The organism is Shewanella sp. 11B5 (genome assembly GCF_002836795.1).
Lineage (GTDB): Bacteria > Pseudomonadota > Gammaproteobacteria > Enterobacterales > Shewanellaceae > Shewanella > Shewanella frigidimarina.
Genome location: NZ_PJAP01000247.1, coordinates 1 through 9,115, shown reverse-complemented (window position 1 = coordinate 9,115; position 9,115 = coordinate 1). Strand labels below are relative to the sequence as shown.

The following is a 9,115-nucleotide window of genomic DNA, read 5'->3' as shown; positions in this document are numbered from 1 at the left end:
GCCCTACAACAACAGTTTATTCAGCGCAGCGTGACTAAACGTTATATCGCGTTAATTGAAGGTGTGCCGAGCAAAGATGAGGGCGACATTAGTTTGCCATTACGGGTAGATTTGGACGACCGCCCTAAGCAGCTAGTGTGTTATGAACATGGCAAGCATGCCGAAACGCATTGGCAAGTGTATCAACGTCAAGGGCTACGCACTTTAGTATATTTGTACCCTAAAACGGGGCGAACCCATCAATTACGGATGCATTGCGCTCATCACGATGGCCTGCATATGCCAATTGTCGGTGATGATTTATACGGTGTCGCGACCAACAGATTGCATTTACACGCGCAGTATTTAAGCTTAAATCATCCGGTAAACGGAAAAGAAATGGTGTTTGAAATCAAAGCGGATTTTGAATAGAGCATTAGGACCTTGTAACAGATTCTGTGTAAGTACCTAATCATTTTAGTTAAAACTGAACCCTAGAAACCATAAAACCGATATTGAATTAGCAATATCGGTTTTGGTTTGGGTTTTAGTTTTGGTTTCGTAACTTAACTAAAATAGCCCAAATTAGATGAACTCAAGCTAGATTAGCTCGGACTAATTAAATTCACTAGCTTGTTCTTCTAAATGCATTTGCTCAACTAAACCTTTACCAGTACGTTGTTGGTAGGTAGATTCCGCTTGTTGCATTCTACTACGGCCGCTAGTCACCATGTTTTGACCTTGTTCAATTGAACTTTCGCCTTTAGCAAGGTTGGTATTACCGTCTTCAATAAGTTCTTTACCATCAGCATACTTATCATCGGCATCTTCCCAGAGATCGGCTACATCATCCAATCTATCAACTAACACTACTGCACGGGCACCATTTTGAGCGCTGTTTAACGTGTTAGCCATCGATTGAAATAGTTGACGTTGTTGCTGCGCGGCTTGTTTGGCTTGTGCTATTAACGCTTCACCTTCACGGATTTGGTTTTTACCTTTTCCGATTAACTCACGCCCATCGATTAATAAACTGTTACCTTTCTTGAGGTCTTTTTGTCCTTGTTCCCACTGCTGAGATAAGTCTAAGTGTTGCTCACCTTCCGCTTTCACTTTTGACGCAAAATTATTCTGCGGTGCAGCGCATCCTGATAAGCTAATAACACTGACAACAAACAAACTACACAGTACTGATCTCATGTAAACATCTCTATATATGTGGTTGGGAAAGCGGCGCAATTAGATAGTTTAGTCAGTCAAATAGCAAGTACTGCGGCACATTAAATCGCGTTAATGAATTCCAGTGTTCTCAGGGGGTAAAGCGCCGATTGATAAACTCAATAATAAAAAATTAACCGACTTTTTATCTGTTTTATTGATCGATTTGTTACACCGCTTCACCACTAACAATCAATATGCTTTAGTCACTGCTACTGAATGATAATCCTAGCCATGCCATATGCGATTGACGCTGATAATTTTATTTGACGAGTATTCGCCATTACAATAGCCCTCTCGAAGAGTAAGCTTATTTGATCAGCTTTATATAAGTTTATTGCTGAAAATGATATGCGAGTAAGTTTGATAAAAGCATGTTTATTTTGAGCAGAAAAAACATGGCTGATTGGAACATCTGCTTAATTCAGCGAGGATTAAGCAAGGAGAAAAAATACAACAACGGCTCGAACTGAGCGAACCTTGTGCTTTACCCCACTAAAAGTAGAACAACTCACAAACGGGCTGGCTTATCGTCAAGCCAACCGCTGTGAAAACCCATGCTATAAGATTGCCAGTGCTATAACTCAAACAGCACATCGGTGCGGATAATGTATTTAACCCCAGAGAAAATCGGCTCTGAGCTGTGTATACAGTGCAACGGGTGCATGCCATGAGGAAAGCACAACACACTTCCCGCAGGCGTTCGCACATCAACTTGGCGCATATTATCGCCGTGTTTTGCTGGTAAATTGGGCTTGTCGGCATTGACTAAAAAGCGTGTCGCACCGCCTTCAAAGTCTTCGGTCAGTAATATCAAAAATGTGAGTTGGCTGTATCGATCGCCAAAAGCATCACGCACAAGCTCGCCATCAATAACTTGGCTGCCCGGCCACGAACCGTCTGAATGCGGCTTAAAATAATCACCTTCGTTATAGCGATAAAAACGGAAACGATTATTTAATCCCAGCGCGGCTTTACCTTCAAAAATGCCTAAATCGTCGGTCATTACCCCTGCAATACGATCCCAAATAAGCCGTTCGGTGGTGTTATCGACCACCCAGGTTAAGCTGTCGTTATGACGCACATTGCGCGGTAAAGACACCGCAGCGTCAGGTAAAAACCCCATAGTTTCGCTGACAGAAATGAGTCGCTGACATTCATCAGCGCTCAGTACATTTAATAATTGAAATGCCCCAGGTACATCCGTTAACGGCTTTTTACTCACGGTACTAGGCGCGGATAAAGCTAGCTCTGCACCATTGTCGTTACAGCTTGCCCATGTTGGTAACGCTGGATGCTCTGCGCCTGGCTCAAAAGCTGCGACAAAGTATTGGCCATTTTCTGTTGTATTATTCATTACATTCACCTTAACGACTGATCACACGTACTTGAGCAAATTGTCTATGCCCAGCAGCCGTGCCATGAAAACCAAAACCACTTTGCTTTGCGCCAACCCAAGGGGCATTACCACCGCCCACACCTTGGTTTACGCCCACCATGCCAGCGTCAAGCTGATCGGCAACGGCGTTCGCACTAGGGCCACCAAATACCACTGCACCTAAACCATAATGACTGTTATTGGCACGACTAATAGCTTCATCAATGTTACTAAAGCGACTAATAGCAACAACAGGCCCGAAGGTTTCTTCTGTTTCGAGTTGCATCTGTGGGGTGATGTTACTGACTACCGTGGGTTGAATAAACGGTAATGCATAATCATCGCTGCCCAATAAAAAGCTCGCTCCTTTGGCTTTGGCATCTTTTAACTGCTCAAGCACTTTTTGATGTTGGGTTGGATTGACTATCGGGCCAATATTCACATTTGCACCATCCCATGCACCAACACGATACCGACTGGCAAGCGCCACCACTTTTTGCTCAAACTCATCGGCAATACGCTCATCCACATAAACACGTTCAGTTGAGGTACACATTTGCCCTGCATTTTCAAACGAACTGGCTACAGCAAAGCGCACCGCGGCATCCATATTGGCACCCGCCATCACAATCATAGGATCGTTGCCGCCAAGCTCCATCACTAGGCGTTTTAAGCCAGACGCCGCATTGGCCATAATGTGTTTACCTGCGGCCATCGACCCAGTAAACGCCACCATGTTAATGTCTGCAGCCACTAATGCTTGGCCAAGGGCTTTGCCACCTTGAACCACTTGCAGCACGTGCTGTGGTAACACCTGGTTAAGTGTATTAATAAATAACTCAGCTACCAGCGGGGTTTCTTCAGACGGCTTTAACACCACACTATTACCTGCAATTAACGCAGGCATTAATAAGTTATTGGCCATCGCAAGTGGATAATTCCATGGCGAAATCACGGCTACCACACCCAAAGGACGATATTGTAATTCAGTGCGATTCCCCACATCTTCGGTGGCTAATGCATCACCGATTTCACTGGCAAAATAGCCTGCATTTTGTAATGTACCGCCAACTTCATAAGTGGCCCGACGATAATCTTTACCCATTTCTTGGCCAATAAGTGTCGCCAGCTCATCTTGCACTGCGTGCAATTGTTGATACGCTTTTACCACATACTGCTGACGCTCTATTAAAGGCAAGCTTGCCCATGCCTTTTGAGCTACCTTCGCATTGTTTATTACGGTAGGTAATTGCTCAATAGCGGTTGTTTCAACACTACCGACTGCAGTGGCTTCAATGTGTTCACCGACATAGTGATAGCTCGCGGGATCGTAAGAGGTTAATACTGCCATGGAGAAACATTCCTTAATGGTACTAAAGTGACGCTAGTCTAATTACTGCCTATTTTGATACAATGGAATACAAAAGCAACCAGTATACTTTTAGTAACCTAGAATAATTTAAATTAAATTTATGAAAACTAAAATTGAAACAATGACTAATGGTCAAAAAAAAGTTATCAACGCTTGTGCTGAACCCTGCTCGGTCGAGCGCGGTATGCGTGTATTAGGCGGTAAATGGAAAGCATCCATTTTATGGCACCTGCAAGATGGTCCAGTTCGATTTAATGATTTATCGCGCATGCTAGGCGGGGCAAGTAAAAAAATGGTCGACCAACGCCTTAAAGAATTAGAATCTCAAGGACTCGTGACTCGCCATGTGATTAGTGATCGCCCTATTGCTGTGTCTTATAGCATTACCGAACTTGGTCGCACTGCATTGGATATTTTAGAACGCTTAAAAGACTGGGCTGATGAATACATTGTTTAGTAAAAACAACTATGGCCTGTAGTTCACCACAAAAATTAATTATCTGACAATAAAAAGCTTAATGATCACAATATTATTACAATATGTTAAACTTGCCCCAATTACGGATATGAAATGCATGGAAGCCTTAATTTAAGGTGTTGTTATTTATGTTGCGTTACTTATCTGTGGTGATTTTGGTCATTACATTTTTCAGTTCGCCGGTTTCAAATGCTAGACCCGCCGTCACTTTTTACACTGAAAGCTATCCTCCATTTCAGTCGCTAAATCCCCAAGGAGAGTTGGTTGGATTTTCGATTGATGTGTTACATGCTACCCAGCAATACCTCGATTTTGATATCAATATTCAAATCATGCCTTGGAATCGGGCATATAAAAATGCAGCAAAAAATCCTGATACCTTTATTTTTTCAATCGGTAAATCCGAAAAACGTTTACAGCAGTTTAAGTGGGTAAGCGATTTTTATACGGTGCAAAATGCTATTTACAAAAAAGCGTCTCGATCTGACATCAATATTGATAGCAAAGAAGATATTAATCGTTACACGCTAGCATTACCTAGAGGTGACATTTCACTCGACAGCCTAAATATTCAACATAAACACCCAAATGTATATTTAGTTTCAAATCAAACAAAAGCACTGAAAATGCTTTATTTTGAACGCGTGGATTTAATTAATAATAATAATATCGGTCTATCCGGTTCGGTAAAAGCACTTGGGCTTAAACAGTCTGATTTCACAGTGGCGTATGTTTATAATAATGTCGAACTAGGTCTAGCAACCCATAAAGAGACTCGGATTGAGTTACTCGAAATGATGCAACATGCATTTGATACAATTAAACAAAATGGTCAGTTCGAGCTTCTGGTAAAAAAATGGTTTCCTGAGCCCGTATCGCAACAAACAGCAACTCAGGTAGTGAGCCCAATAACAACTAAGCCTGATAAATCATCGTAAAACCACGATGGAACCACTGTTTATTTAACTGGCTCTTGTTGCTGAAACCAATGTATGGTTTCAGCAACATCAATTGTTAATAATCAAACCCTAACTGCGCTTTAATACCTTCGTTAAACGCATGCTTAATCGGTTGTACTTCGCTGACCGTATCGGCTAATTCAATGATGTCACGATGACAAGCACGGCCTGTAATAATTACGTGTTGCATTGGTGGGCGATTTCTTAATGCCGCTAATACTCGCTCAAGTTCGATATAGTGGTAACTGACCATGTAAGTCAGCTCATCAAGCAGCACCATATTAATCGATTCGTCTTTAAGCAACTTTTCTGCTTCAAGCCAGGCTTCCATTGCGGCTTGGGTATCTTTTTCTTTATCTTGAGTTTCCCAGGTAAAGCCGGTGCCCATTACATGAAACGGCACTCCAGCACCTTCGAGTAAATTACGCTCACCACAAGCCCAAGTGCCTTTAATAAATTGCACCACTGCCGCTTTATGTCCATGGCCTACAGCGCGGGTAATTGAACCAAAACCGGAAGTAGATTTGCCTTTACCGTTACCAGTTAATACTAACAAAATGCCTTTTTCATCTTGAGCGGCGGCAATTTTAGCATCTACGCCCACTTTGACTTTCTGCTGACGAGCTTTATGACGTTCAGCTTTGCTTGCATCAATAGCACTAGTTTGTTGGTTATCAGTTGTCATGAGATTATTCCTTTCAATGTATTTATGTCCAAATGCGCCTCTAATACGTCGGCAAGACGATTTAGTTGCTGCTCGCGGATTTGGTTAATATCGATAGCATGGCGACTGTCTAAGCCAGCCCATTGCAAAATAAGTTGGCATGCAGCGGGATGATCAAATAATCCATGCACATAGGTCGCTAAAATTTGTTGGTCATTACTCACCATGCCATCAAGCTTGGTGATAGCCATTGGCTGCTGGGCATAGTGTTCAATCGACAGCGGCTGGATAACGTCGCTTTGAGTGAGTGAAGACTCACCACAATGGATCTCGTAACCACTAAACTCTGCCTGCTGGTCTTGTAAGCGTAAGTGACCCCTTACTTGAGTTAAGGTTTTGCTGGCAGTTAATACGGTCGTAATCGGTAATAAGCCCAATCCGTCACTGCAACCGGCACTGTCTTCAATGCCTAAAGGATCATCAATTAATTCACCGAGCATTTGGTAACCGCCGCAAATGCCGACGACTTTGCCGCCATAACGTAAATGTTTTTTTAAGGCAATATCCCAACCTTGCTCGCGCACAAAAGCTAAATCTGCACGGACATTTTTACTGCCAGGCAGTATGACTAAATCTGCTGCGGGCCAATGGGATGATTGAGCCATGGTCTGCATACTCACATAATGAAAATCAATATGCGGGTGTAAACGCAGTGGGTCAAAGTCGGTATGATTACTGATCCTTGGGTACACTAACACCAATACAGACAAACGCTGGCTGGCAGATAATGTTGTCGATAATGAGTTTTTAGGGGTATCAATTAACTCATCTTCAGCGTCTAGATGTAGGTCGTGCAAATAAGGTAATACGCCTAATACAGGTTTGTTGGTATAGGCTTCAAGCCAATCAATACCTGGCTGCAACAAGCTGATGTCGCCGCGAAAACGATTTATCACAAAGCCTCTTACTCGCGCTTGCTCAGACGTGCTTAATAACGCCAACGTACCAACTAAATGGGCAAACACGCCGCCTTTATCAATATCGGCAATAATGATCACCGGGCAATCGGCCACTTCGGCAAAGCCCATATTGGCGATATCGCCTTCACGTAAATTGATTTCTGCCGGACTACCCGCCCCTTCAATCACCACTAACGAATATAGTTGCTGTAAGCGCCTGTAAGATTGCATCACTGCCGCTAACGCTAAGGTTTTATAACCATGACTCTCGGGTCCGAAAAAGGCCTTGGCTTCTAATGTTGTCAGCGCCTTACCGTGAATAATCACCTGGGCACCGGTATCAGAACTTGGCTTTAACAACACCGGATTAAAATCTGTATGGGGTGCTAAACCACAAGCAATAGCTTGCAATGCTTGGGCTCGGCCAATTTCACCACCATCGACAGTTACAGCACTGTTTAGCGCCATATTTTGTGGTTTAAAAGGCGCGACATTAATGTTTTGACGAGAAAACAAACGACATAAACCTGCTACAAGCGTGCTTTTACCTGCATCAGAGGTGGTGCCTTGCACCATTAATGTGCCACGTAATGTTGGGGCTTTTGGAGATTGTTCGTCAACCAATGACATTATGCTTTTAAAGCCAACGGCAGGCCTGCAACTACTAGAGTGACTTGGTCAGATATTGCGGCTATTTCTTGGTTGAGCCAGCCCGCTTCATCAACAAAACGACGATTTAACTCACCCATAGGAACAATGCCCGAGCCCACTTCATTACTGACTAACACCACATCGCTTTGCAAAGCAGACAAACTGTCGATGAGTAATGACTTTTGCGTGGCCCACGAGGCGCCGTCATTTAACAATAAGTGATTGGTTAATAATAACGTCAGGCAGTCGAGCAATATGACTTGTTGTGGTTTATCTATCGCCACCAATGTTTGGCCAACGTCATAAGCTTGCTCGTGCAATGTCCAGCTATGGGCGCTGGACATACGGTCTTGTTGGTGTTGATTAATGCGCGCAGACATTTCATGGTCTAATGCTGTTGCTGTGGCTAAGTAAACACAGGAATAACCAATAGCAGCGTATTCCGCTACACATTGCTCTGCATATCGACTTTTACCACTACGAGCACCGCCCAACACCAAATGAATCATTAGCTTAATCCAACCGCTAAAATAACTAAGTAACAACACACTTCGCTGATTTGCTGCGCAGCCCCTAGTGTGTCACCGGTGTAGCCACCAATTTGTTTACGGAAAAAGCCGCCTAACAAAATGCGAACTAGCCACAAGGTAATAAACAGCACAAATGCCGCCACACCGTTAAGCCATAACAACACAAAAATACCGCTGGCGATTAAAATAAATAAATCATTTAATTGCTGATCTTGGGCAATCGGCTTTGACTTGCTGGTGTCGTCATCACGGACGTATTGCTCACTAAAAATCAAGCTTGATGCCACAACGCGGCTGAGTGTATGGCCTGCTACAAGCGCACTGACCGCCGCCATTGGGCTATATAAAGCCAGCTCAACTAGCAATTGCCATTTTAGCAATAACACTAATCCCAGCGACAAGGCACCATAACTGCCCAAACGCGAATCTTTCATGATGCGCAGCTTGTCTTCTACCGTCCAACCACCACCAAAGCCGTCTGCGGTATCGGCTAAGCCGTCTTCATGGAAGGCGCCGGTCACTAATACACCCGCCACCATGGCTAATAAAATGGCAATGCTTGCCGGTAAAATCAGCTGTGCAAGCCAAAATACCAACGCACAAATTAAGCCAATGAGTAAGCCCACTAAACCAAAATAACGGCTAGCTTTGTTGAGCTTATCGCTATCAATCACCACCCACGATGGAACCGGGATCCGAGTAAAAAAACTCATCGCCACAAAAAATAAATTTAACTGCCGCAACCATTTTATCTCGCCAGACATGTTGTTCCCTTAAACCACATTATTAACGCCAGCATCATCGAAACTGGCCATTTGATTGTAAAAATTCACCGCAGCTTGAATTAACGGTAACGCTAACGCAGCGCCAGTGCCTTCTCCAAGTCTTAATCCCAGCGACAACAATGGTGTTGCTTGTAGCTGTTGT

General features: G+C 43.5%; 11 protein-coding genes. 3 read left to right on the top strand and 8 right to left on the bottom strand.

Going from position 1 to position 9,115, the window contains the following annotated elements; translation table 11 throughout:
• The coding region (locus CXF78_RS03130) for an RluA family pseudouridine synthase (protein WP_145991362.1) at positions 1-411 on the top strand (411 nt) is incomplete at its 5' end.
• 183 nt (positions 412-594) lie between these two features.
• On the opposite strand, the gene CXF78_RS03125 is transcribed toward CXF78_RS03130, so the two are convergent.
• The 3 genes from CXF78_RS03125 to CXF78_RS03115 form a co-directional block, all read right to left on the bottom strand.
• Complete coding sequence (locus CXF78_RS03125; RefSeq protein WP_011636359.1) at positions 595-1,179, bottom strand: hypothetical protein; 585 nt, start codon at positions 1,177-1,179, stop codon at positions 595-597.
• Positions 1,180-1,774: 595 nt separating this feature from the next.
• Positions 1,775-2,554: a 2OG-Fe(II) oxygenase family protein gene (locus CXF78_RS03120; RefSeq protein WP_011636358.1), complete on the bottom strand. Its 780-nt coding sequence runs from the start codon at positions 2,552-2,554 to the stop codon at positions 1,775-1,777.
• A 10-nt stretch (positions 2,555-2,564) separates the two neighbouring features.
• Complete coding sequence (locus CXF78_RS03115; protein ID WP_257984818.1) at positions 2,565-3,926, bottom strand: aldehyde dehydrogenase family protein; 1,362 nt, start codon at positions 3,924-3,926, stop codon at positions 2,565-2,567.
• 121 nt (positions 3,927-4,047) lie between these two features.
• Between CXF78_RS03115 and CXF78_RS03110 the strand changes: the two genes are divergently transcribed.
• Both CXF78_RS03110 and CXF78_RS03105 read left to right on the top strand, forming a co-directional pair.
• A complete protein-coding gene (locus tag CXF78_RS03110; protein WP_011636356.1) occupies positions 4,048-4,404 on the top strand; it encodes a winged helix-turn-helix transcriptional regulator in 357 nt (118 codons plus the stop codon).
• 149 nt (positions 4,405-4,553) lie between these two features.
• A complete protein-coding gene (locus CXF78_RS03105; RefSeq protein WP_102035952.1) occupies positions 4,554-5,363 on the top strand; it encodes a substrate-binding periplasmic protein in 810 nt (269 codons plus the stop codon).
• Positions 5,364-5,439: 76 nt separating this feature from the next.
• Here CXF78_RS03105 and cobO read toward each other — a convergent pair whose 3' ends face one another.
• The 5 genes from cobO to CXF78_RS03080 all read right to left on the bottom strand — a co-directional run.
• Positions 5,440-6,069 (bottom strand): cob(I)yrinic acid a,c-diamide adenosyltransferase, encoded by a 630-nt coding sequence (cobO, locus tag CXF78_RS03100; RefSeq protein ID WP_102035951.1) that lies wholly within the window; start codon positions 6,067-6,069, stop codon positions 5,440-5,442.
• On the bottom strand, positions 6,066-7,637 hold the full coding sequence (locus CXF78_RS03095) for a cobyric acid synthase (protein ID WP_102035950.1): 1,572 nt from the start codon (positions 7,635-7,637) through the stop codon (positions 6,066-6,068). The genes cobO and CXF78_RS03095 overlap by 4 nt, the downstream gene beginning before the upstream one ends.
• The gene (gene cobU, locus CXF78_RS03090) at positions 7,637-8,167 is read right to left on the bottom strand and encodes a bifunctional adenosylcobinamide kinase/adenosylcobinamide-phosphate guanylyltransferase (protein WP_102035949.1); all 531 of its coding nucleotides are present in this window, start codon (positions 8,165-8,167) and stop codon (positions 7,637-7,639) included. The genes CXF78_RS03095 and cobU overlap by 1 nt, the downstream gene beginning before the upstream one ends.
• Positions 8,167-8,952, bottom strand: coding sequence for an adenosylcobinamide-GDP ribazoletransferase (locus tag CXF78_RS03085; protein WP_011636351.1), 786 nt, complete (start codon positions 8,950-8,952; stop codon positions 8,167-8,169). Before CXF78_RS03085 ends, cobU begins: the two co-directional genes overlap by 1 nt.
• Before the next feature lie 9 nt (positions 8,953-8,961).
• Positions 8,962-9,115 (bottom strand): nicotinate-nucleotide--dimethylbenzimidazole phosphoribosyltransferase (locus CXF78_RS03080; protein WP_180957036.1); only part of this gene is annotated, 154 nt, incomplete at its 5' end.